The following is a 23,424-nucleotide window of genomic DNA, read 5'->3' as shown; positions in this document are numbered from 1 at the left end:
GTCAGGACCCGTGCGCCGCCGGGTCGTGGGCGGCCGTGCTCTTCGCCGCATGGCCGGAAGCGGTCCCGCCCGGAGCTGTCTTGTCCGGAGCCGGCTTGTCCGGAGCCGTCTTACCGGGCGCGGTGTCGCCCGAAGTCGTCTTGCCCGGGGCGGGCGTGTCGTGGTTCGTCTTGGCGTGCGGGTCGTAGCCCGGCACGGTGCCGTCGGCCTTGGCGACCAGGAGCAGCCCGGCCATGCCCATGTCGGAGTGACTCTGCACATGGCAGTGGTACATCCAGGCACCCGCTCCCACGTGTTCGCCCGCGATGACCTGGAAGCCGAAGGAGTCCGCCGGGCCGACGATCTTGGTGTCGATGACGCGGCTGGGGTCCTCCGGGCCGGTGAGCAGCCCGGTCCGGTTGTCCGCCCAGCGATGACCGTGGATGTGGAACGTGTGGTAGTACTCGCCGTGCGTGATCATGACCACTTCGAGCCGGTCCCCCACCGTGGCCTGGAAGTCGGGGGCCTCATGGGCCGCCTTGTTGTTGATCGTCACGTCGTTGAAGACGATCGTGATCGTCTTGTCCGGCAGGAGGTCGCCCTTGCGACGGACGATCAACGGACCGTAAAGGCCCTTCCGGATGCCGCTGGTGCCGTGATCCGTACCCACGACATGGTCGTGGTAGTGCCAGTAACCCGCGCTGCCCGGCTGCCAGGTGCCGTCCCTGCGGCGGCCCGCCGCATGGGTGCGCCAGGTGTAGGTGCGGGTGTCACCCGGCTCGACGATGCTCTTGTTCATCCGGGTGCCGTCGCTCGCGATGTCGTAGTCGACGCCGTGCGGGTGCAGGCTGACCGGCACATCCATCGTGTTCTCGAACTCGATGTGGAGGGTGTCGCCCTCATTGATCTCGATGAGGGGACCCGGGATCGATGCCTTGCCCTTCTCCAGGCCGTATCCCATCTGACCGTCCGCCAGCTTCTCCGCATACAGCTTGAGATGGCGGACGACGCCCCCCGCCGGGGCGGTCTTCGGTGGAGGCTCCGCCGAGCTGGCCTCGATCGCACCGAGGGACAACGATGTCACCCCGGTCGCGGCCGCCACCCCGCCGCCCACCAGGAACCGCCGGTTGAAGCTCCTTCTGTCCATGACGAACTCCCCACTGCACTAAGGAATTTACGGAGTTTTACGCAACGCACCCGGATCGCGGGGGACTGCCCGGATCACGGAGACTGCCAGGTCGCGGAGACTGCGGGACTTACGGAGGTTACGGAGGTTACGGCGATCGCGGCGGCTTCGGACGTTACCGAGGTTGGCGGGGCGCAGGTGCCCCCCGGACGGCCCACACCGTAGCCGGGGGATCTCCGTTTATCCACACCCAGGACAAAGTTCGTGCTTTTACTGCCATAGCTATTGGCGAGTCGCGAAAAGAGGTCTAGCTTCGTCGGCTGTTGCAGTGACCAAAGAGGGGCGGGTGACCACATGCAGCGCACACCACATCACAGGTCCAGATCGCGACGCGGACTTGCGGCGGCCCTGGCGGCCGGCGCACTGGCCGCTTCCCTGCTCGGCGGTAACGCCGCCAGCGCCAGACCCTATCCGGAACCGGGCCCGCAGAACCTGGCGACAACGTTGTCCTTACCGTCACCGCCGGGCGGCGCCGACGTCAAGGTTCTGGTGTTCCACGCCTCCGCCACCGAGGAGTCCCCGACCGTCGATGCCGGAATCGCGGCGATCGAGAAGATCGGGCTCACCGGGCCGGAGGCCGGTCGGTTCAGGACCGTCGCCACCGACGACCCCGCCGTCTTCACCAACGGCAAGCAGCTGGGCAAGTACAACGCCGTCGTCTTCCTGACCGGTGGCGGCGATGTGCTCGATCCGGAGCAGGAGGCCGGTCTCGAGGCGTACATGGAGGCGGGCGGCGGCTTCCTCGGCATCCATGACGCGGCGCGCACCGAGCCGTACTCGGACTGGTTCACCGGTCTGGTCGGCGCCCGTCCGGCGGCCAACAGTCCAACGAACGTACAGCGTGCGACGGTTGAGATAGGCGACCGGCAGCATCCGGCGACGAAGAACCTGCCGCTGGAGTGGAAGCGCCCGGACAAGTGGCTGAACTGGACGAAGAATCCGTCCGGCGACGTGCACACCGTGGCGCGCGTCCGGGAGATCACGTACCAGCCGGGCGCCAGTGCCAACGGCTGGGACCACCCGGTCTCCTGGTGCCGTGACTACGACGGTGGCCGCTCCTTCTACACGGCGATGGGCGGTACGGTCGACAGCTTCGCGGAGACCGACTTCCGCGACCACCTGCGCGGCGCGCTGAACTGGACGACACGGATCTCGCAGGCCGACTGCAAGGCGGCGATCACCTCCAACTACAAGGCGGAGCGCGTCACCCAGCCCAATCAGCCGGGGCAGAACGACCAGATCGGCGAGCCGCACGGCCTGGTCGTCGCCCCGGACGGGCGGGCCCTGTACATCGGGCGCGGCGGCGCCGACAGCAGCAAGCCGGTCGTCACCGACTGGAACAACCCCGACATCGGCAAGGGTCTCGGACAGATCCATGTCTACGACCCGAAGACCAAGAACGTCACCCTCGCCGGTGAGCTGACGATCTTCGGCAACAAGGGCGGCGGCGACGAGCTGATCAAGGTCGAGGAGGGGCTGCTCGGGATAGAGCTGGACCCGGACTTCGAGAAGAATGGCTGGGTGTATCTGCACTACACACCGCACTCGAAGATCGACCGCGACAGACAGATGGCGGTCCGTCAGGTCTCCCGCTTCACTCTCGACCTGGCCACCAACAAGCTTGATCTGTCCTCCGAGAAGGTGCTGTTGCACTGGCCGGTCCAGGTCCACAGCTGCTGCCACGCGGGCGGCGGGATGGCCTGGGACTCCAGGGGCAACCTGTACATCGCGACCGGTGACAACAACTCCTCCGGTTTCAGCGACGGTTACTCCGGCAACAACCCGCAGCCGAACTACAAGGGCGTCTCCTTCGCCGATGCCCGGCGCACCGCGGGCAACACGAACAATCTCAACGGGAAGATCCTGCGGATCCACCCCGAGGACGACGGCACATACACCCTGCCCGAGGGCAATCTCTTCACCGGCAAGGAGCCGGACGAGGGCGGCGGCAGGACCCGCGGCGAGATCTATGTGATGGGGGTTCGCAACCCGGCCCGTATCTCCATCGACCAATCGACCGACACGCTCTACGCGGGCTGGGTCGGCCCCGACGCGGGCGCACCGTCCACCACCTGGGGTCCGGCCAAGTACGACACGTTCGCCGCGATCACCAAGGCGGGCAACCACGGCTGGCCGTACTGCATGGGCAACAAGCAGCCCTACCGGGACCGCAATCTGCCCGACCCGAGCAAGCCGCTCGGCTGGTACGACTGCGATCACCCCAAGAACGAGTCGCCGAACAACGACGGTCTGGTGAACCTGCCGCCGATCACCTCCAACACCATCTGGTACTCGCCGCAGGGCGGTGGTGTGGACTACCCGCGCGACGCCAACGGCATCCCGAGCTACAGGACGGAGGAGCAGAAGCAGCTGCTGCCGTGGCTCAAGGGAGGCGGTCAGGCCACGATGAACGGCCCGGTCTACCGCTATGACGCGACGAGCACCAGCGCCGACAAGTGGCCCTCCTACTGGGACGGCAAGTGGTTCGTCGGCGACTTCTACGACGACACCCAGCCGCGGCACGCCGTGCTCACCGACCCGAAGACGGCCGGCAGGGGCGGTCTGCCCACGCACGCCGAATCCCTGAAGAAAATCATTCCGGTCGGGGCGGACGGCATCCGCAACCTGATGGACTGGAAGTTCGCCCCGGACGGTTCGCTGTACGTCCTGGACTACGGGCGCGGCTTCTTCACCTCCGACTCCAAGTCCGCGCTGTGGCGTGTGACGTACAAGGGCGGCGGTCCGACCCCGGCCGCCGAGGATCTCGCCAGGAAGGCGGCCGTGCGGTGAGACATCGTTCGATCTTCTCGCGACAGCGGTACCGGCCCGTCCGGTTGTGGCTCGCGCTGCTGGGTTCGTTCCTGATGGTGCTGGGGCTGACCTCGACGGCGGCGTACGGCCGTACGGCGGCTCCGGCAACCGCGGCGGCCGACCAGGTCCTCACCTGGACGGCGGGCGACCCCATCGACCACTATCTGTCCGCCCCGAAGACGGCCGTGGCCGGCAAGGCGACCATCGTCTTCGAGAACAGCGCGGCGACCGGAAACACCACGGGGATGCCGCACACCCTGACGTTCAGCGTCTCGGACCCGGAGTTCAACAACGACGTCACGCTGAACATCCTGGCCAATCCGGCCGACGACCAGGGCGGCAAGCACACCGCCGAGGTCACGCTCTCCCCCGGCCGGTACTTCTACCACTGCACCATGCCGGGACACGAGGCGATGCAGGGCATCCTCACCGTCACGGACGGCGGCGGTACGGACACCACCGCGCCCGAGACCTCGGCGAAGGTCGACGGTGACAAGAACGCCGACGGCGCGTACGTCGGCCAGGCGACGGTCACCCTCTCGGCGACCGACGACAGCTCGGGTGTCGACACCGTCGAGTACGCGGTCGGGGCGGACGGCGCCTGGCAGCCGTACACCGCACCGATCGTGGTGAACGAGGTCGGAACGCACACCATCCGGTATCGCGCCACCGACAAGGCGGGCAACGTCGCAGCCGAGAAGTCCGTCGACTTCGCGGTCGCCGCACCGCCGACGGACGACAAGACCCCGCCGGAAACCTCGGCGACCGTCTCCGGAGAGAAGGACGACCAGGGGCGGTACCTGGGGATGGCGACGGTCACCGTGACCGCCTCCGACACCGGCTCCGGCGTCAACACCATCGAGTACGCGATCGGCGCGGACGGCGCCTGGCAGCCGTACACCGCACCCGTGATGGTGCACGAGACCGGCACGCACCAGGTCCGCTACCGAGCCACCGACAAGGCCGGCAACGCCGCGGCCGAGAAGTCGGTCGACTTCACCGTCGTGGCGCCGCCGACGCAGGACAAGACTCCGCCGGAGACCTCGGCCAAGGTGGAGGGCGACAAGAACTCGGACAACGCCTACATCACCAGTGCCAAGGTGACCGTCACCGCGACGGACGCCGAGTCGGGCGTGGACAGGATCGAGTACTCGCTCGACGGCGGCCCGTACCTCGCGTACACCACCACCGTCATCGTCGACCGCGTCGGCTACCACACGGTCGCTCACCGGGCGACGGACAAGGCCGGCAACACCTCCGTCGCGAAGCAGGTGTCGTTCACCGTCGCGGAGAGCGGAGGCGTACCGGCGCCCAACTGCCCGGAGTTCGACGAGCGGCTCACCGTCATCGTCGGCACCGTCGACACCGGGGTTCCCAACCGCATCACCGGCAACCGCTGCACCATCAATGAGCTGATCGAGGACGAGAAGGACTGGTCCTCGCACGCGCTGTTCCTCAAGCACGTCGACACCGTCCTCGACAAGCTGCTCGCCGCCGGGGTGATCGACGCCCGCGAGCACAAGAAGATCTACCGGGCGGCCAAGCAGTCGGGGATCGGCATGCCGGGCCAGGACGAGGGCTACAAGAAGCTCTTCGACGGCACGGCGGCGTCCTTCGCCAAGTGGCAGCAGGTGGGCGGCGGCAGGTTCGGGCTCAATCCGGACGGCACGATCACCAGCTCCACCACGGTGGACGGCATGGGCATGCTGTGGTTCCCGGGCCGGCAGTACGGCGACTTCTCGCTGAAGCTCCAGTGGCGCGACGACGCCCCCGGCGCGGGCAACGCCAACAGCGGTGTGTTCGTCCGTTTCCCGAACGTCCACGACAACCCCGAGGAGTCGCGTCCGGAGTGGGTCGCCATCAAGTACGGCCATGAGGTGCAGATCCTCGACCGGCCGGACGGCGACATGTACAAGACCGGCTCGATCTACGGCTTCGACCGGATCGGTCTGGCCGGGGCCGGGGTCACCCCCAAGGGCACCTGGAACGACTACGAGATCCGGGTGGTGGACCAGCACTACTCGGTCTACCGCAACGGTGTCCTGCTGAACGAGTTCGACAACAACGGCGGTCAGGTCTTCGAGCCGCCGCGGGGCGACGACCCGGGCACCGACGGCCGGCGGTACGCCTCCGGCTACATCGGGCTCCAGGTCCACAGCGCCACGGACGTGGTCTCGTACCGCGACATCCGCATCAAGGAGCTGTAGCCCCCACCGGCGTCAGGTGGCCGTGGCCGCGTGCTGAGGCATGCGGTCACGGCCTCCCGGATGCCGGTGGCGCCACACCCAGAACACCGTGCAGGAGACCAGCGCCCAGGCCCCGAGGACCAGGTACGGGAAGAGGAACTGGTGCCCCTGGTAATAGACGGCGGTGTGCTGGGCGTTGACCGAGGCCCCCGGGGGCAGCCAGCGGCCGATGTGCCCGAGGACCGACGGCAGCAGCGGCCAGGACACCGCACCGCCGGAGGACGGATTGCCCAGCAGCACCATCACCCCCCAGGTGGGCAGCATCGCCCAGCGGCCCATGAAGGTGTTGAACATGGTGAAGACCATCCCCGACGTGAACATGGCGAAGGCGAGGATCAGCCAGGAGTGGAGGAACGGCAGGTCCAGGGCGCCCAGCAGCCAGTCCACGACGGCGGCGATGGCGAAGGCCCCCAGCAGCGAGTACGCGATGGTGAAGAGGATCCGCTCCAGCGGCAGCAGCGCCCGGGCGTGCACACTCAGCTGGATCGCGCCGACGAAGCCGACGATCACCGCCGCGAGCGAGATGTAGAAGAGCGCCAGCCCGCGCGGGTCGCCCTTCTGGAGCGGTTTGACGTCCCTGACCGTGACCGGCACGCCGATTCCGGTTCCCACTTTCACGGCGGACTCCGTGAGCAGTTGTGCCACGGACGCGCCCGAGGCGCCGGCGACGTCCAGGGTCACCCCGTGGCTGTCCGACCGCACGATCGTGAAGGCCTCCTGTTCCTCCAGCGCCTCGCGTGCCTGTGCCGCGGTCGGATACGGGTGGATGACGAGTGACGCGCCGAGCGCCTTGTCCATGGCGGCCACGAACTCCTTGCCCCGTGCCGTCGGCGGGCTGACCACGGCGGTCGGGATCCGGTGCGGGGTCGGATTGGCCATCGCGTAGGTGTAGGAACCGGCGAAGAGTCCCGCGGCGGCAGCGAGGATGAACAACAGAACCGTCGCGGGAAGGTACGGCGAGTCCTTGTACACGGCCCATTTCTGGCCACGGCTCAGCGGCCGGCCATGCGCTCCGTGCGGTGCGGAGGGCTCCAGGTCGGGTGCGCTCATCCAGAGCCGTCCTCGTCGTGCCGGGCCCGGCTCGGCTGGACCCGTTTCGGTTCGCCGGGCATCTTCGGGTACTCCGGTGGGTACGGCAGTTCGCCGAGCCCGTGCTCCCGCTCGTCCCGGTCGGCCAGCTCCAGCAGCCCGTCGAGCCGGAACGCGTGCTCGTCCATGTCCGCGTGCACGTCACCGGCCTCGGCGTAGCGCCCGGGCATGGTCCTGATGTCGAAGTCGCGCGGTTCGGCGTCGTCGATCTCCTCCCAGCGCAGCGGGGCGGAGACCGGGGCGTGCGGGAAGGGGCGAACGGAGTAGGCGGAGGCGATCGTGCGGTCGCGGGCGGTCTGGTTGTAGTCGACGAAGATCCGCTCGCCGCGCTCCTCCTTCCACCATGCGGTGGTCACCCGGTCAGGCATCCTGCGTTCCAGTTCCCGTCCGGTGGCGATGGCGGCGCGCCGGACCGCGGTGAAGGTCCACTTCGGCTCGATGGGGACGAAGACATGGATGCCCCGGCCGCCGGAGGTCTTGGGCCAGCCGCGCAGACCGTGCTCGTCGAGGACGGACCGCAGCTCGTGGGCGGCCCGCACCGCGTCCGCGTAGTCCGTTCCGGGCTGTGGGTCGAGGTCGATGCGCAGCTCGTCCGGGTGGTCGGTGTCGGCCCTGCGGACGGGCCAGGGGTGGAAGGTGAGCGTGCCGAGGTTGGCCGCCCAGATGACTGCGGCGAGTTCGGTGGGGCAGACTTCGTCGGCGGAACGACCGCTGGGGAAGTCGATCCTGGCGGTGGGGATCCAGTCGGGAAGGTTCTTCGGGGCCCGCTTCTGGTAGAAGAACTCGCCCTCGACACCGTCGACGAAGCGCTGGAGGGTGGTCGGCCGGTCGCGCAGGGCGCGTGTGATGCCGGGGCCCACGGCCAGGAAGTACTCGGCCACGTCCCTCTTCGTATAGCCCTTCGCCGGGAAGTAGACCTTGTCCGGACTGGACAGCCGTACGGCCCGTCCGTCGGCTTCGAACTCCACCGCTTTTCCCGCTGCACCCATGACGGTCACGGTAGGCCGGGTCCACATATGCCGCATATCGGGAGACGTGGGCGCGTCCGTCGGCAAGAATCGGGGCCATGGATCTGCCGGTGATGCCGCCTGTGAAGCCGATGCTCGCCAAGTCCGTCTCGAAGATCCCGCCCGGTATGCAGTACGAGGCCAAGTGGGACGGATTCCGCGCGATCGTGCATCGCGACGGCGAGGAGGTGGTGATCGGCAGCCGCACCGGAAAGCCGCTCACCCGCTACTTCCCCGAACTGGTCACCGCCGTCCGCGACAATCTGCCGCCGCGCTGTGTGATCGACGGCGAGATCGTCATCGCGTACGGCGGCCGGCTGGACTTCGACCGGCTCAGCGAGCGCATCCACCCCGCCGATTCCCGGGTGCGGCTGCTCGCCGAGCGGACCCCGGCCAGTCTGGTCGCCTTCGACATCCTGGCGGTGGGCGACGATTCGCTCCTCTCCGTCCGGCAGTCCGACCGGCGTGCCGTGCTGGAGGCCGCCCTGTCCGCCGCGTCGCCGCCCGTCCACCTGGCGCCGGCGACCACGGACCCGGCTGTCGCCCGGGAGTGGTTCGACCGGTACGAGGGCGCGGGGCTCGACGGCGTGGTCGCCAAACCGCTCGATCTGCCGTACCGCCCCGACACCCGGGTGATGTACAAGATCAAGCACGAGCGGACCGCCGACTGCGTGGTGGCGGGCTACCGCCTCCACAAGAGCGGCCCGGTCGTCGGCTCGCTGCTGCTCGGCCTGTACGACGCCGAGGGCGTCCTGCAGCACGTCGGGGTCTGTGCGGCCTTCTCGATGAAGCGGCGCGCCGAGCTCCTGGAGGAGCTGGAACCACTGCGCATCGAGTCGGCCGACCACCCGTGGGCGGCCTGGACGGACGCGGCGGCGCACGAGGGGTCACGACTGCCCGGGGCACCGAGTCGCTGGTCGGGCAAGAAGGACCTGTCCTGGGTTGCGCTCAGCCCGGAACGGGTCTGTGAGGTGGCGTACGACCACATGGAGGGCGACCGTTTCCGGCACACCGCGCAGTTCCGCCGGTGGCGGCCGGACCGCGCCCCGGACGGCTGCACGTACGCGCAGCTGGAAGAGGTGGTGCGGTACGACCTGACCGAGGTGCTGTCAGCCGGCGGGCGCTGAGAGCCTGTCGGGTGACCTCTGATCGGGCGGCCACGACGTGGCACGCACGCTTCCGGCGTTGCCGAAATGCCCTAGTAGCTCTGCTACGAGGCCATCCCGGCGCCTTGGAATCGCACGCACCACGCCGCGTCCGCTCCCCGATCGAAGGTCACCCGACAGGCTCTGAGCCCGAGGGCGTGGCGCACGGCTCCTCGGTCGTGCCCGGGTCGGGAGTCGGCGACTCGGTGGTTCCGGTCGAGCCGGTCGGGTCCGGTGACGGCGAGTCGCTCGGGCAGCCGGGGTCCGTGCCCGGGCCGGGGGCCGAGGTGCCGGGGTCGGGGCTGGTGCCGGGGTCCGGGGAGGCCGGTCCGCTGTCGGTCGGGTCGGGTGAGGCGGTGCCCGGATCGGTGGGGTCCGGGGAGCCGGTGGGGTGCGTGGAGCTCGTCGGTGGGCCGGAGGGCTTCGAGGACGATGAGGGCGAGGGGCCGTGCGAACCGCCGGGCGGCGGGCCGATGACGATGCCGCCACCCGGGGCTCCGGGACCGCCCACCGGGTGCGTCGGCTTGTTCGGTCCGCCCGCGCCGGGGCTCTTCGGGACGGTGCCCTTGCCGTCGGCCACCGGGTGAATGCCCTTGCGGTAGAACTCGAGCCAGGACAGCACGGTGCGCAGGTAGGTGTCCGAGTGGTTGTAGCTGAGGATCGCCCGGTCCAGGTCGGCCTTCACCGACAGATCGCGCGGTCCGGCACAGAGGAAGTACCCGGCGGCGAGTGCGGCGTCGTAGACGTTGTTCGGATCGCGGCGGCCGTCGCCGTTGCCGTCCTTGCCCCAGTGGGCCCAGGTGGACGGGATGAACTGCATCGGGCCGACCGCCCGGTCGTAGGTGCTGTCGCCGTCGTACTCGCCGCCGTCGGTGTCCGGAATGTTGGCGAATCCGGCGCCATCGAGGACCGGCCCGAGGATCGGGCCGAGCGTCGTGCCGTGGGCGTCGACCCGTCCCCCGCCCGCCTGGCCCGACTCGACCTTGCCGATCGCCGCGAGTAACTGCCACGGCAGATGGCATCCGGGGTCGGTGCGTCCGAGCGCGCTCTCCGCCTCGCGGTAGGCGGCGAGCACCGTGGCCGGGATGCCCGCCTCGGCCCACGCCCGCGCGACGGCCGGGCTCTGCTCCACACCGGCCTTCGGCGGCGTCGGCGACTGGAGCGGCGGCAGTTCGGTGTGGTAGGAGTCGTCGTTGGCCACGTGCGACCACGTGACCTCGTCGGACTCCTGGCGCTCCTTCGCGGTCTGTTGATGGCGGACGAGTCCCGGTGCCTGGGACCCGGTGAGCGCGGCCATCGCGGCGACCGCGGCCGCCGTGCCGCCGATTCCCCGGCGCATGATGCCGTTGAACCTCATGCGTGCTCCCCTCTCCCCCGGGTCACCGGGCGAACGTGTCGATGCCGGAGATCCGCCAGGTGTCGCCGCGGCGAACAGCGTCCACGGCGAACATGGCCGCCGCGTAGGTCGTCTCGTCCGACGTGCCGGTACGGGTGTTGCTCTGGTCGGCGAAGATCAGCAGCCGGGCCCGGTCGCCGTCGAGGAGTTCCACACCGCTGTCCGTGACGGTCGTGGTCAGCACCAACTTCTGCTGCTGACCCTGCGCCCGTACCTGCGCGAGCATGTCCGCGTGCTGCTGGACCGCCCGGCCGACCAGGTAACTCTTCGCCGCACGCTCGGACTTGACGGGCGAGGCGTAGTTGTACGAGAACACCGCGCCCACCGCCTCGGAGATCTGCCCCTTCACCTCGCTGGTGCGGCCGATGTCGGTGAGGGCCGTGTTCCGGCGGGCCGGTTCGTCGCGCAGGCTCGCGGCCGAGCCGAACGCCCAGGCGGCGAAGGCGCCGAGGAGCACCGTGAGGGCACAGAGGACGGCGGGCAGCCGGAGGCGGAGGCGGGGCGGCCGCTTGCGTCGCGGTGCCGCCTCCTCCCCCGTATCGGCGTCGTCGTCGACCGTGTCCTCGACCGTGGTGTCCTCCCCGGCCGTGGTCCCTGCGGGCTCGTCGCGCGAGCGGCCGGGGGGCGTGGGCTTGCTCGGCGGGACGGCAGCGGTGGCGGTGGCGCGTTCCGCGGCGACGGTGGCCAGACGGCGTTGACGGTTGACGAGGTGACGGGTCGTCGACATGTCCGGGGTCCTCTCGGGTGGCGGGGTGGGAGTCGGCGGCGTCAGCCGGCCGTGTTGCCGACGGGCGCCTGGCCGAGGGCGCTGAGCTTCCACCCCTCGGAGGTACGGGTGAGCTGCCCGAGCATCCGGCTCTCCTTCACCGCGGGCTTGCCCTTGGGAGCGGTGACAGTGACCCGCAGAGCCACCATCACCCCGGCCTTGCCGGCCCGGTCGTCGAGTTCGGTCACCGCCCCGGACAGGATCTGGGCCGTGCTGACGGTCTTCGCCTGCTGGATCTGCTTCACGAACGCGTCGCGTCCGTCGACGAGTTGCTGGTGAAGATCGCCGGTGGTGGAGTCCTCCCAGCTGTCGAGGCCCTTCGCCAGCTTCCGGTGGTCCAGGGTGTTCATGTTCTGCACGGCCTGTTCGCCCGCGGCCAGCGCTTCGTCGCGGGCCTGTGCGTACGCCGCCGATTCGTCGTGCGCGGCGTCGTAACGGGACACCCCGCCCCAGCCTGCCGCGCCGGCCGCCGCGACCGTCAACGCGACCGCCACCGCCACCGCCACCAGCAGGTTCTTCGTCATCCGTACCCATGCCATTGCTGTCTCTCCCCTGCGGCCGATCCGTGCTGAGTCGGACGAGTGTGGGCTCTGCTATCTGGAGGTGATCTCGACGACGGTCCAGTGGCCGTCCCGCAGTTCGGCCGTGACGGAGAGCTGTGCCGCCGCCGTGGTGGCCGGCTTGCCTTCGCGTTCATAGACCTGGTCGAGGAAGACGAGCAGGTGGGCGCTGCTGTCCGTCAGCCGGGTCACCCCGGCGCGTACGACGTGGGTGGTGAGCGTCAGCTTCTGGTCTACGGCCTGCTTCTCGACCTGGCCGAACAGGGCCGCGTACTGCTTGAGCGCCGTCCCTGCCAGGAGTTCTTTCGCCGATTCCTTGGTGACGTCGGTGGCCTGCGGGCTGTACGAGAAGACCTTGCCGAGCGCGTTGCTGACATCACCTGCGACCCGGGTGGTCGCCGCGCTGTCGGTCAGCGCCCGGTTCGAGGTGGCGGGGGTGTCGCGCAACTGCCTGCCTTTGGCGAAGAGTCCGCCACCGGCCGCGAGGAGCGCCACGACCAGAACTGCTGCCACGGCGCGCGGCCACCGGCGGCCCGCCCCGGGCGGGACCGTGCCGTCCTCACCGGCGACCGCGTCCAGTTCCTCCGTGTTTTCGACGGCCTCCGCGTCCACGTCCGTGCTCACGACCGCCGCCCCTCCCCGCTCCTTCATGCGCCGCCCCTGACCGGAATCGCCGTGAGGGCCTTGACCTTCCAGCCGTCCGCGGTACGGGCGAGCGTGGCCTCGAAGCGTTTGCGTTCGGTGCCGCCCTTGCCGGTGCGCGGGGTGACGTCGACATCGACCGTCGCGATCAGTTCCGCCGTACCGGTGCGCTCGTCGAGTGCGGTGAGCGCCGCGTCGGTGACCTTGCCGCGGGCGGTGGAGCCGGACTTCGTCAGTTCGCTCGCGTCCTTGCTCCGAGTGCGCCCCAGCTGGTCGTGCAGCGGCCCGGTGGAGGATTCGAGCCAGGCGTCGAGGCCCGCGTCGACGCTCTTGGCATCCTTCCCGTCGAGGCTGTTCAGCCGGGCGAGGTGACGCTTTCCGTCGGCCAGCGCGACATCGCGGTTCTTCGCGTACGACAGGTCTTCGTCGCCGCGCGCGTCGGCGTACGACCAGCCGCCGAGTGCGCAGATCACCGCGGCGGCGAGCAGTGCCGCCCAGCCGGTCAGGGTCTTCGTACGGGGCGTCATGCGCCGCCTCCCTGTCCGAGTCCCAGCAGGCCGGCCATGCCGTCGGCGGCCGGCGGGGTGGCCCCGCTGACGCCGAGGGTGCCGGGGAGCCGGTGCGCCGAGCCGTGTCCGAGGAGCATCGATCCGGGTTTGGCGGGCTCGGGCACGGCGCCGCCCTTCGGTGCGTTGGCGCTGCCCCGGACGTTGATGCCGGTGCCGGGCGACGAGGTGCAGCGGGCCTTGGTGTTGACGGGTGGTCCGGCCGAGGTGTCGAGACCGCCGCGGTAGACCGTGGAGCCGTATCCGGCGGTGCAGGGCAGGGGTTCGAAGAAGGTGACCGACATGCCGAACCGGGCGCCGTTCCTGTCCACCGCGCTCGATCCCGCGGCTGCCACCGCGGGCAGTTTCACCAGGAGTTCCTCCAGTCCGCGCTGCCGGGTGACGGCGACCTCGGAGGTGGTGAGAAGGTTGGCGACGACCACGCCGAAGCTCGGGTCGAGGTCCCGCAGCAGTCCGCTGATCTGGCCGGTCGCGTCGGGTGCGACCGCGATCAGCCTGCGCAGGTCGGTGTCGGATCCCTTGAGCTCGGCGGCCAGTTGCTCGGCACCGGAGGCGAAGCCCTTGAGTGCTTCGCCCTGTTCGGCCTGGGTGCGCAGCACGGTCTCGCCGTCGGCCATGAGCCGGGTGTTGACGGGGAGGGCGTCGTCGGCCGCCCGGACGAAGTCGCTTCCGGTGTCCAGGAGGACCTGGAGGTCGTCGCCGCGCCCCTCGAACGCGGTGCCGAACTCGTCGACGACGGTGCGCAGGGATTCCGGGTCGACGGAGCCCGCCAGGTCGTTGACGCTGGTGAGGACGTTGGTGACGGGGGCCGGGACGGTGGTGTCGGCCTGGTCGATGACCGAGCCGTTCGCCAGGTACGGGCCGTCGGTACGGGTGGGCCGCAGGTCGATGTACTGCTCGCCGACCGCGGAGAGATTGGCGACGACCGCCGTGAGGCTGTCCGGGATCTTCGGGGCGTCCTTCTCGATGCGCAGTTCGGCCTCGACTCCGTCGTCGGTGAGTTCGATCGGCCCGACCCGGCCCACGGACACGCCCCGGTAGGTGACGTCGGAGTGGGTGTACAGACCGCCGGTGCGCGGGAGTTGGACGGTGACGGTGTAGTAGCCGCGCAGGCCGATGTAGTGGCCGAGGTCGGCGTACCGCACCCCGAGGTAGCCGAGGACGAGCACCGCGATGACCAGGAAGGCGATGTTCTTCAGCCGGACGGCGAGGGTGATCACCGGCCGCTCCCGTCCGCGACCGCCGTGGAGACCGGGGGCAGTGGCAGGGGCAGCGCCGAGCCGGAGTTCGCGCTCGTACCGACCGCGGTGGGCTGGGCGGTGTCCGGGACCAGCGGCGGGATGATCTGCGTGCCGGGCATGGCCGTCACATCCAGATAGACGTTGAGGTAGTCCCCTTTGACCCCGCGGAGCACCTCGTCCGTGAACGGGTAGGTGAGCAGCACCTGGAGGGAGTCCGGCAGATCGCTCCCCGAGTCGGCGAGCGCGTTGAGGGTGGGGGCGAGGGCCTTGAGGTCGGCGATCATGTCGGCCTTGCTCTTGTTGACCGTGTCGACGGCGACGGTGGAGAGGGTGTCGAGCGAGCGGAGCATGGTGAGGAGCGAACCTCGCTGCTTCTCCAGGACCTTCAGGCCGGGGCTGAGCCCGGTCAGGACCGTGCCGACGTCCTGTTTGCGGGTGGCGAGGGTGGCGGAGAGCCGGTTGACGCCGTCGAGTGCGTCGGTGATGTCTCCCTTGTGGCCGTCCAGGTTCGTGACGAGGGTGTCGACCCGGTTGAGCATGGAACGGACCTGGGGTTCCTGTCCGGCGAGTGCCTTGTCGAGTTCCGTGGTGATGGTCTTGAGCTGGTTGACGCCACCGCCGTTGAGGAGCATCGACAAGGCGCCGAAGACCTCTTCGACCTCGGGGTTGCGGTTGGTCCGGGTCAGTGGGATCCGGTCTCCGTCGGCGAGCCTGCCCCGGGCGGTGCCGCTCGCGGGCGGTGAGAGCTGGATGTACTTCTCGCCGAGGAGGCTGGACTGTTCGAGGTGGGCGTAGGCGTTCTCGGGCAGTTCGACCTTGCCGTTGACCCGCATCGTGACCTTGGCGTTCCAGCTGCCCGAGTTCAAAGAGATCCTGGTGACGCGGCCGACGGCGACGTCGTTGACCTTCACCGAGGACTGCGGGGCGAGGCTGAGGACGTCCGCGAACTCCGCGGTGATCTCGTACGGGTGGTCGCCGAGGTCTGCGCCGCCGGGCAGCGGCAGCTGGTCGATGCCGGTGAACGACGGCAGGCCGGTGCCGGTGACGACCAGGGCCAGGCCGACGCCCACGGCCAGCGCCGCGACGACGCCGGTGGTGCGGGCTCCGGGTCTGCGCAGTGCGCGGCTCATCGGTTCGGCCCCTTCTTCTCCGTGGCGGTCTTCGCCGGGGTGCCGTAGACGGTGCCGACGGTCGGGAGCGGCAGGGCGGGCAGCGCCTTCTGACGCGCGGCGTCCACCGGTGCGAGGCCCGCGAGTGCCGGGGCCTCGGTGAGCGGCCCTCCCATGGAGAGCTCGTTGAGGTTGGTACGGCCGTTGAGGGTGCGGTTCACCGGGTCGTAGGCGTTGACCACGTTGTCCGCCGCGAGCGGCAGCGTGTCCATCGACTCGGCGAGCGAGGCACGCTGGTCGACCAGGGTCTGGGTGAGCGGCACCAGGGCGTCCACATTCGACTTCAGGGCGCCGCGGTTCTTCTGGATGAAGCTCTTGACCTGGCCCAGGGCGGTGCCCAGCTCCTTCAGTGCCGCGCCGAGGTTCTCCTTGTCGTCGGCGAGGAATCCGGTGACGGAGTTCAGTTGCTGTTCGGCGGCGCGCACATTGCCGTCGTTGTCCTTCAGCATGGTGGTGAAGGACTGCAGGTAGGACAGTGTGTCGAAGAGGTTCCCGCTGCTCTTGTCGAGAGTCTTGGTCGCCTTGCCGAACTGTTCGATGGAGTTCCCGATGGCCTTTCCGTTGCCGTCGAGGTTCTTGGCGCCGGTGTCGAGGAGACCGGAGAGCGCGCCGTCCGCGTTGGCTCCGTCGGGGCCGAGGGCCGTGGAGAGCTCGGTGATGGACTCGTACAGCTGGTCGACCTCGACGGGCGTGGCGTTGTTCGCGGCGGGCAGTACGGCGTTGTCCGCGATCTGCGGTCCGCCGTTGTACGCGGGGGCGAGCTGGACGTAGCGGTCGGCGACGAGGCTGGGGGCGACGACCACGGCGTGCGCCCCCTTGGGGACCTTGATGCCCTTGTCGACCCGCAGGGTGACCTCGACCTCGCGGCCGTGCGGCGTGACCGATTCGACCTTGCCGACCCTGACGCCGAGGATCCGCAGGTCCGATCCTGCGTACACACCCGTGGCCTGGTCGAAGTAGGCGGTGATGGTCGTCGTTCCTTCGTCGTCCATCGCCATCACACCCGTGGTGGCCGCGACGGCCACGACGGCGAGTCCGGCGCCGATGCCGACGATGCGCGTCATTCTCATCTCATCGGCCGCCTTGCTGCTTGGGTGGCTTGCATTCGGGTCCCGCCGGTGTGCCGGCGGGCAGGTAGTTCTTCGGGACGACCCCGCAGACGTAGTTGTCGAACCACCGGCCGCTGCCGAGAGTGTTGCCGACGAGCCGGTTGTAGGAACCGGCGAGCGACAGCACCTTGTCGAGGCTCTTGCGGTTCTTCACCAACACCGCGGTGACCCGGCCGAGCGAGTCCAGGGTGGGCCCCAGCTGTTTGTTGTTGTCCTCGACGAGGCCGGTGAGCTGGGTGCCCAGGTTCCGGGTGCCGGTGAGCAGCAGATGGATGGAGTCGCGGCGCGCCTGGATCTCGCCGAGGAGCAGATTGCCGTCCTCCAGCAGGGTTTCGAAGCTGCTCTTCTTGCCGGCGAGGGTCTTGGTGAGCTGCTTGCTGCCCTTGAGGAGAGTGGCGAGCTGGGCGTCGCGTTCGGAGACCGTCCTGGAGAGGGCGGAGAGCCCGTCTGCGGCGCTCTTCACGTCCGGCGGGGAGTCCTTGAAGGTGGCGGAGATCGTCTCGAAGCTCTTGGCGAGCTGCTGGGTGTCGATCTCCCCGATGGTCTCGCCGAGTCCGTTGAACGCCTGGGTGACGTCGTACGGCGACGTGGTGCGGCTGACCGTGATGCGCTCGTGCGGATCCTGCGGGGCGTCGCCGAGCGGGTCGACGGCGAGGTACTTCTCGCCCAGCAGTGTCTTGATGGCGATGCCGACGGTGGAGGAGTTGCCGATCCAGACGTCCTTGACCTTGAAACGGACCTTCACCTTGGAACCGTCGAGCGACACGCCGGTGACCTCGCCGACCTTCACTCCGGCGACCCGCACCTCGTCGCCCTCGCCGAGTCCGGCGGATTCGGTGAAGTCGGCGCTGTAGGTGGTGCCGCCGCCGATGAAGGGCAGCGAGTCGGCGCGGTAGGCGGCCAGGCCGACGAGGGCGAGGACGAGCAGTCCCACGAGGGCCACGGCGACGGGGTTGCGTTCCCGTACGGGTTTGATTCTCATGCCTGGCACCTCGGCTTCGCGACCACGATGCCGGTGGGCGGGGCGCTGCCGTCGTCGGTGCTCACACCGCTGACCTTGGCTTCGCAGAGGTAGAGGTTGAGCCACGAGCCGTACGAGGCGAGGCGGCTGATCGCTTCCATCTTGGCCGGGGTCTTCCGCAGGAAGTTCTCGATCTGCGGGGTGCCCTTGCCCAACTGGTCGGAGAGACGGCCGAGTTGTTTGATGTCGTCCTTGAGGGGTTTGCGGCCGTCGCCGAGAAGGTCCGCAGTGACGGTGGTGAGCGCACCCATCGCGGTGACCGCCTGGCCGAGCGGTCTGCGGTCGCCGGAGAAGCCGGTGACGAGTTTCTGAAGGGTGACGACGAGGTCGCTGAAGCCGGCCTCGCGGTCGTTGACGGTCTTCAGGACCGTATTGAGGTTCTTGATCACCTCGCCGATCACCTTGTCCTTCGCGGCGACCGTGCCGGTCAGCGAGCCGACGTGCTGGAGGATGCTGTCGACGGTGCCGCCCTCGCCCTGGAGCACCTGGACGATGGAGCCCGCGAGCTGGTTGACGTCCGGCGGGGAGAGCCCTTCGAAGAGCGGCTGGAAGCCGTTGAAGAGCTGGGTGAGATCGAGCGCCGGGGTGGTGCGGGAGAGCGGAATGGTCGCCCCGGCGGTGAAGCTGCGGCCGACCGGTCCGGCGCCCTGGTCGAGGTCGATGTACCGCTGGCCGACCATGTTGAGGTATTTGATCGAGGCGGTCACCGAGGCAGGCAGCCTGCGCCCCTTGCGGACGGCGAAGCCGACCTCGGCGAGCCGTTTGTCGGCCACCTCGATGGACTCGACCTGCCCGACCTTCACCCCGGCGATCCGGACGCTGTCACCGACGATCAGTCCGGTGACGTCGGTGAACCTGGCCTTGTACGTGGTGGTGTCGCCGACGCCCGTATTGGCGATGGACAGGGCCAGGACGGTGGTGGCCAGAACGGTCACCAGAACGAAGACGATCGATTTCGCGAGCGGCCCGGCGAGAGAGCGGCGCTTCACTTGAGCTTCACCTCCGCACCGCGGAAGGCCGGACCGATGAGCACGCTGCTCCAGTCGGGCAGGGTCTGCGGCTGGACCTTCAGTGAGGGAGCGACCAGTTCGTTGACGAGCCGGCTCTCCTGCGGGGAATTGGGCATGCCGAGGGCGGAGTCCGTGTCCGGGGGCGCGGCGCCGGTCGGCTCATCGGCGCGTGGCCGGCCGGCCGGCGCTATCGCCCCGGCCGTACGGGCGTCCGCGGTCGGTACGGTCCGGCCGAGGTACGGCACGGAGTAGCAGTGCGGTCCGCCGGTCGCGTCGTACACCGGGGTGTCCTTGCCGGGCACGTACTTGCCCTTGGACTTCACGGCCTTGACGGTGACGTGGAGTCCGGGCCGGTTCGTGCCCTTGCCGAGCGCCTTGTCCATGGCCGGGACGAAGCCCGCCATGGTCCGCAAGGTGCAGGGGAATTCGTCCGAGTACCGTGCCAGCAGTTCCAGCGTCGGCCGGCCCGTGGCGGAGAGCCGGATCAGGTTGTCCTTGTTCTCCCGGAGGAAGGATGTGATGTCCTGCGCGGAGGCGGTCGTGGACCCGTACAGGTCGGCGAGTTCCGCCTGCTGTTCGGCGATGGTGCCGCTGGTGGTGGTGAAGTCGGTGAGCGCGTCCAGGACATCGGGCGCGGCATCCCCGTACACCTTGCTCACCCTGACGAGTTCCTTGATGTCGGCGTTGAGCGTGGGGAGTTGGGGGTTGAACTTCTTCAGGTGGGCGTCGAGCGTGAGGAGGGTGTCGCCGAGCTTCTCGCCGCGTCCTTCGAGTGCCTGGGAGACCGCGCCGAGGGTGGCGGCGAGCTTCTCCGGCTTGACTGCGGTCAGCAGCGGCAGGACGTTGTCGAGCACCTCCTCCAGCTCGATGGCGTTGCTGGAGTGGTCCTGCGGGATGACGGCCCCGGCCCGCAGTGTCTGCGCGGACGGCGTCCCGGGCGGTACGAGCGCCACGAACCGTTCCCCGAAGAGCGTGGTGGGCAGCATCTGGGCACTCACGTCGGCGGGGATGCGGTGGAGCTTGTCGGGCTGGATCGCGAGGGTGAGCCGGGCCCCGTCCCCGTCGGCCGAGATAGTGCGGACCTGCCCGACGACGACGCCGCGCAGCTTCACATCCGCGTTTTCGTGCATCTCGTTGCCGACGCTACCGGTGCGTACGGTCACGGTGGCGTCGTCGGTGAAGTCCTTGTTGTACACCGAGACCGACACCCATACGAGCACGGCGGGCACGAGGAGGAAGGTGATTCCGGCGAGTCTGCGGCGCACGGTCTGCGCCCGGTTGGCATTCATCAGCCGGCCACCTTCACCGTCGTCGTGGCGCCCCAGATGGCGAGCGAGAGGAAGAAGTCGGTGACGCTGATGAGCACGATGGCGTTGCGCACCGACCGGCCGACGGCCACCCCCACTCCGGCGGGCCCGCCCGTGGCGTGGAAGCCGTAGTAGCAGTGGGCGAGGATCACCATCACGCTGAAGATCAGCACCTTGAGCACCGACAGCAGCACGTCGTCCGGGGAGAGGAAGAGATTGAAGTAGTGGTCGTAGGTGCCCGCGGACTGTCCGTTGAACAGGATCGTGATGTAGCGGGACGCCAGGTACGAGGAGAGCAGCCCGATCGCGTACAGCGGGATGATCGCCACGACTCCGGCGATGATCCGGGTGGTGACGAGGTACGGCATGGACCGCACGCCCATCGCCTCCAGGGCGTCGACCTCCTCGTTGATCCGCATCGCGCCGAGCTGGGCGGTGAAGCCGGCGCCGACGGTCGCGGAGAGCGCGAGTCCGGCGACGAGCGGGGCGATCTCGCGGGTGTTGAAGTAGGCGGAGATGAAGCCGGTGAAGGCGGAGGTGCCGATCTGGTCGAGGGCGGCGTAGCCCTGGAGGCCGACGACCGTGCCGGTGAAGAGGGTCATCGCGATCATCACGCCGATGGTGCCGCCGATGACGCCGAGACCTCCGCTGCCGAACGCCACTTCGGCCAGCAACCGCTGGACCTCGCGCACGTAGCGCCGCAGAGTCCGCGGGATCCAGAGCAACACCCGTACATAAAAGGCGAGTTGGTCGCCCGATCGATCCAGCCGGCTGAGCATCGACATCGGTCAGCTCCCCTTCGCGGGGACGATCTGGAGATAGATCGCCGTGAGGATCATGTTCACGAAGAACAGCAGCATGAAGGTGATGACGACCGACTGGTTGACCGCGTCACCGACGCCCTTGGGGCCGCCGCGCGGGTTGAGTCCGCGGTAGGCGGCGACGACGCCCGCGATGAAGCCGAAGATCAGCGCCTTTACCTCGCTGATGTACAGGTCGGGGAGCTGGGCGAGGGCGGAGAAGCTGGCGAGATAGGCCCCGGGGGTGCCGTGTTGCAGGATCACGTTGAAGAAGTAGCCGCCGAGCGTGCCGACGACGGAGACCAGTCCGTTGAGCAGGACGGCCACGAGCATGGTGGCGAGGACGCGCGGGACGACGAGGCGCTGGATGGGCGAGACGCCCATGACCTCCATCGCGTCGAGTTCCTCGCGGATCTTCCGCGAGCCGAGGTCCGCGCAGATCGCCGAGCCCGCCGCACCGGAGATCAGCAACGCCACGATGATGGGGCTGGCCTGCTGGATGACGGCGAGGACACTGGCGCCGCCGGTGAACGACTGGGCACCGAGCTGCTGGGTCAGCGAGCCGACCTGGAGGGCGATGACCGCGCCGAACGGGATGGATACGAGGGCGGCGGGCAGGATGGTGACGCCGGCGACGAACCAGAACTGTTCGATGAACTCCCGTACCTGGAAGGGCCTGCGGAAGATGTCTCGGCTCACGGTCCCGGCAAGGGAGAACAGCTTCCCCGTCTCGCGCAGCGGGGCGAGCAGCCGCGTGGGAGGCCGCTGCTCCGGCGTCTTCGGCCCGGTCGCGTCGGCCGCGCCGGCCGTGGGCGGCTCGGGAGGCCGTACCGGCATGGGGGCCGTCACGGGCGTCCACCGCCCGCGTCCGCGGTGTAGCTCTTCATGATGGCGGTACGGGCGGCCTCCGGCAGCCGGCCCATCATCGAGAGGACCCGTTCCCGGCGGCGCAGCGCTGCCTGCCGTACGGGCATGCCGGGGGACGGCTCCAGCTGCGGTACAACGGTGCGCGGGCCGCTGGCGGAACCGATGCCGACGCCGTAGCCGTTCGTCTCCTCGGCGGCGAGGGTGGCGGCGTCCTTCTCCTCGGCCATCCCGATGGGGCCCTCGCGGCGCCCCGCGAGGAATTGGGCGACGACCGGAACATCGCTGGTGAGCAGCACCTCACGCGGCCCGAAGGTGACGAGTTTGCGGCGGAACAGCATGCCCATGTTGTCCGGGACGGCGGCCGCGATGTCGAGGTTGTGGGTGACGATGAGCATCGTGGCGTCGATCTGCGCGTTGAGATCGATGAGCAGCTGGGAGATGTAGGCGGTGCGGACCGGGTCGAGTCCGGAGTCCGGTTCGTCGCACAGAATGATCTGGGGGTCCAGGACGAGGGCTCGGGCCAGTCCGGCGCGTTTGCGCATACCGCCGGATATCTCGCCGGGGAGTTTGTCCTCGGCGCCGAGCAGACCGACGATGTCGATCCGCTCCATGACGATCCGGCGGATTTCTGATTCCTTCTTGCGGGTGTGCTCGCGCAGCGGGAAGGCGATGTTGTCGAAGAGCGACATCGAGCCGAAGAGGGCGCCGTCCTGGAACATGAGCCCGAAGAGCTTCCGGGTCTCCATGATGTCGCGCTCGGGACTGTTCACCATGTCGACGCCGTTGATGAGAACGCGCCCCTGCTCGGGCTTCAGCAGACCGATGACGGATTTCAGGAACACGGTCTTTCCGGTGCCGGAAGGACCGAGCATGACACTTACCTCGCCGGCGGGCAGTGTGAGGGTGACGTCCTGCCAGATGTTCTGCTTGCCGAAGGACTTCGTGAGGCCCTCGACGACTACTTCGATCCCCATTGGCCCTCCTTCGAAGTTGTTGTGAACGAAGTCATCTGTCAGCGCTCCGGCTCTGAGAAATCCAATGGCGGCTCGTCACCCATGCACCAGGAGGCGCACGGTATGTCCGTCGAAACCGCCAGGACAAGCCGTTGAACAGCGGAAATCAACGAACGATGTACTGGACGTGGATCACTTGTCACTCGTTGACAAATCAGTCGCCCGGATTTGTCGAAACTTGCGCAAGCACCCGGGTGGAGAGGTTGGGGCCCACGGCCCGACGCACCGGAGCCGCGGGTCCCCGACAAGCGGATACTGACGCATTTCCGTGCTGGCCATACGGGACGCTACGACTGAGTAACCTGACTTCGCAATACTGGACGCCGAACTTTCTGATCGCTGCCCGAGGGGCAGCGATCACTTGTAATCGACTGAGTGGTCGACAGGAAAAATTTGTCCGGGGGTGATGAATTCCGAAGGGCGTGGGAAGGTCGTCCACTCGGGGATTGGCACCTGCCGCACGTGCGTGGCCACGCAGAAGCGCACGCCCGGGC

20 protein-coding genes are annotated in these 23,424 nt (G+C 68.8%); 3 read left to right on the top strand and 17 right to left on the bottom strand.

Annotated elements, in window-relative coordinates; all coding sequences use genetic code 11:
• Position 1: 1 nt before the first annotated feature.
• The gene (locus ACZ7L9_RS20000; protein WP_471416481.1) at positions 2-1,126 is read right to left on the bottom strand and encodes a multicopper oxidase domain-containing protein; all 1,125 of its coding nucleotides are present in this window, start codon (positions 1,124-1,126) and stop codon (positions 2-4) included.
• Positions 1,127-1,459: 333 nt separating this feature from the next.
• Here ACZ7L9_RS20000 and ACZ7L9_RS19995 point away from each other — a divergent pair, with 333 nt between their 5' ends.
• Together ACZ7L9_RS19995 and ACZ7L9_RS19990 are read left to right on the top strand one after the other, a co-directional pair.
• Positions 1,460-3,955, top strand: a complete 2,496-nt coding sequence (locus tag ACZ7L9_RS19995; protein ID WP_471416479.1) for a ThuA domain-containing protein — start codon at positions 1,460-1,462, stop codon at positions 3,953-3,955.
• Between the two features lie 74 nt (positions 3,956-4,029).
• Positions 4,030-6,183: an OmpL47-type beta-barrel domain-containing protein gene (locus ACZ7L9_RS19990; RefSeq protein ID WP_471416557.1), complete on the top strand. Its 2,154-nt coding sequence runs from the start codon at positions 4,030-4,032 to the stop codon at positions 6,181-6,183.
• Positions 6,184-6,195: 12 nt separating this feature from the next.
• Here the strand turns inward: ACZ7L9_RS19990 and ACZ7L9_RS19985 are convergent, their stop codons facing one another.
• Together ACZ7L9_RS19985 and ligD are read right to left on the bottom strand one after the other, a co-directional pair.
• Positions 6,196-7,272 (bottom strand): ABC-2 transporter permease, encoded by a 1,077-nt coding sequence (locus ACZ7L9_RS19985; RefSeq protein ID WP_471416477.1) that lies wholly within the window; start codon positions 7,270-7,272, stop codon positions 6,196-6,198.
• Complete coding sequence (ligD, locus tag ACZ7L9_RS19980) at positions 7,269-8,279, bottom strand: non-homologous end-joining DNA ligase (protein ID WP_471416555.1); 1,011 nt, start codon at positions 8,277-8,279, stop codon at positions 7,269-7,271. The genes ACZ7L9_RS19985 and ligD overlap by 4 nt, the downstream gene beginning before the upstream one ends.
• Positions 8,280-8,377: 98 nt before the next feature.
• On the opposite strand from ligD, the gene ACZ7L9_RS19975 reads away from it, so the two are divergent.
• Positions 8,378-9,445, top strand: a complete 1,068-nt coding sequence (locus ACZ7L9_RS19975) for an ATP-dependent DNA ligase (protein ID WP_471416475.1) — start codon at positions 8,378-8,380, stop codon at positions 9,443-9,445.
• 148 nt (positions 9,446-9,593) lie between these two features.
• Here ACZ7L9_RS19975 and ACZ7L9_RS19970 read toward each other — a convergent pair whose 3' ends face one another.
• The 14 genes from ACZ7L9_RS19970 to ACZ7L9_RS19905 all read right to left on the bottom strand — a co-directional run bounded on the left by ACZ7L9_RS19970 (position 9,594) and on the right by ACZ7L9_RS19905 (position 22,891).
• A complete protein-coding gene (locus tag ACZ7L9_RS19970) occupies positions 9,594-10,820 on the bottom strand; it encodes a lytic transglycosylase domain-containing protein (protein ID WP_471416473.1) in 1,227 nt (408 codons plus the stop codon).
• 22 nt (positions 10,821-10,842) lie between these two features.
• Positions 10,843-11,586: a hypothetical protein gene (locus ACZ7L9_RS19965; RefSeq protein WP_471416471.1), complete on the bottom strand. Its 744-nt coding sequence runs from the start codon at positions 11,584-11,586 to the stop codon at positions 10,843-10,845.
• 41 nt (positions 11,587-11,627) lie between these two features.
• Positions 11,628-12,125, bottom strand: coding sequence for a nuclear transport factor 2 family protein (locus tag ACZ7L9_RS19960; RefSeq protein WP_471416553.1), 498 nt, complete (start codon positions 12,123-12,125; stop codon positions 11,628-11,630).
• A gap of 93 nt (positions 12,126-12,218) precedes the next feature.
• Positions 12,219-12,836: a hypothetical protein gene (locus ACZ7L9_RS19955; protein ID WP_471416469.1), complete on the bottom strand. Its 618-nt coding sequence runs from the start codon at positions 12,834-12,836 to the stop codon at positions 12,219-12,221.
• The gene (locus tag ACZ7L9_RS19950) at positions 12,833-13,354 is read right to left on the bottom strand and encodes a hypothetical protein (protein WP_471416467.1); all 522 of its coding nucleotides are present in this window, start codon (positions 13,352-13,354) and stop codon (positions 12,833-12,835) included. Before ACZ7L9_RS19950 ends, ACZ7L9_RS19955 begins: the two co-directional genes overlap by 4 nt.
• Complete coding sequence (locus ACZ7L9_RS19945) at positions 13,351-14,613, bottom strand: MCE family protein (RefSeq protein WP_471416465.1); 1,263 nt, start codon at positions 14,611-14,613, stop codon at positions 13,351-13,353. The genes ACZ7L9_RS19950 and ACZ7L9_RS19945 overlap by 4 nt, the downstream gene beginning before the upstream one ends.
• Complete coding sequence (locus ACZ7L9_RS19940; protein WP_471416463.1) at positions 14,610-15,764, bottom strand: MCE family protein; 1,155 nt, start codon at positions 15,762-15,764, stop codon at positions 14,610-14,612. The genes ACZ7L9_RS19945 and ACZ7L9_RS19940 overlap by 4 nt, the downstream gene beginning before the upstream one ends.
• Positions 15,761-16,873: an MCE family protein gene (locus tag ACZ7L9_RS19935; RefSeq protein ID WP_471416461.1), complete on the bottom strand. Its 1,113-nt coding sequence runs from the start codon at positions 16,871-16,873 to the stop codon at positions 15,761-15,763. The genes ACZ7L9_RS19940 and ACZ7L9_RS19935 overlap by 4 nt, the downstream gene beginning before the upstream one ends.
• Before the next feature lies 1 nt (position 16,874).
• Positions 16,875-17,894: an MCE family protein gene (locus tag ACZ7L9_RS19930; protein WP_471416459.1), complete on the bottom strand. Its 1,020-nt coding sequence runs from the start codon at positions 17,892-17,894 to the stop codon at positions 16,875-16,877.
• Entirely contained in the window at positions 17,891-18,922 is a 1,032-nt protein-coding gene (locus ACZ7L9_RS19925; RefSeq protein ID WP_471416458.1) for an MCE family protein, read from the bottom strand. Before ACZ7L9_RS19925 ends, ACZ7L9_RS19930 begins: the two co-directional genes overlap by 4 nt.
• Positions 18,919-20,232 (bottom strand): MCE family protein, encoded by a 1,314-nt coding sequence (locus tag ACZ7L9_RS19920; RefSeq protein ID WP_471416457.1) that lies wholly within the window; start codon positions 20,230-20,232, stop codon positions 18,919-18,921. The genes ACZ7L9_RS19925 and ACZ7L9_RS19920 overlap by 4 nt, the downstream gene beginning before the upstream one ends.
• Complete coding sequence (locus ACZ7L9_RS19915; RefSeq protein WP_471416456.1) at positions 20,232-21,035, bottom strand: MlaE family ABC transporter permease; 804 nt, start codon at positions 21,033-21,035, stop codon at positions 20,232-20,234. The genes ACZ7L9_RS19920 and ACZ7L9_RS19915 overlap by 1 nt, the downstream gene beginning before the upstream one ends.
• A gap of 3 nt (positions 21,036-21,038) precedes the next feature.
• Positions 21,039-21,899: an MlaE family ABC transporter permease gene (locus tag ACZ7L9_RS19910; RefSeq protein WP_471416455.1), complete on the bottom strand. Its 861-nt coding sequence runs from the start codon at positions 21,897-21,899 to the stop codon at positions 21,039-21,041.
• Positions 21,896-22,891 carry an ABC transporter ATP-binding protein gene (locus ACZ7L9_RS19905; protein ID WP_471416454.1) on the bottom strand — a complete coding sequence of 332 codons (996 nt, stop codon included), beginning with the start codon at positions 22,889-22,891 and terminating at the stop codon, positions 21,896-21,898. Before ACZ7L9_RS19905 ends, ACZ7L9_RS19910 begins: the two co-directional genes overlap by 4 nt.
• Positions 22,892-23,424: the final 533 nt, after the last annotated feature.

This window comes from Streptomyces sp. NPDC111516, from assembly GCF_055635345.1.
Note: the sequence above shows the minus strand (reverse complement) of the source record. Positions and strands in the feature narration are given on the sequence as shown.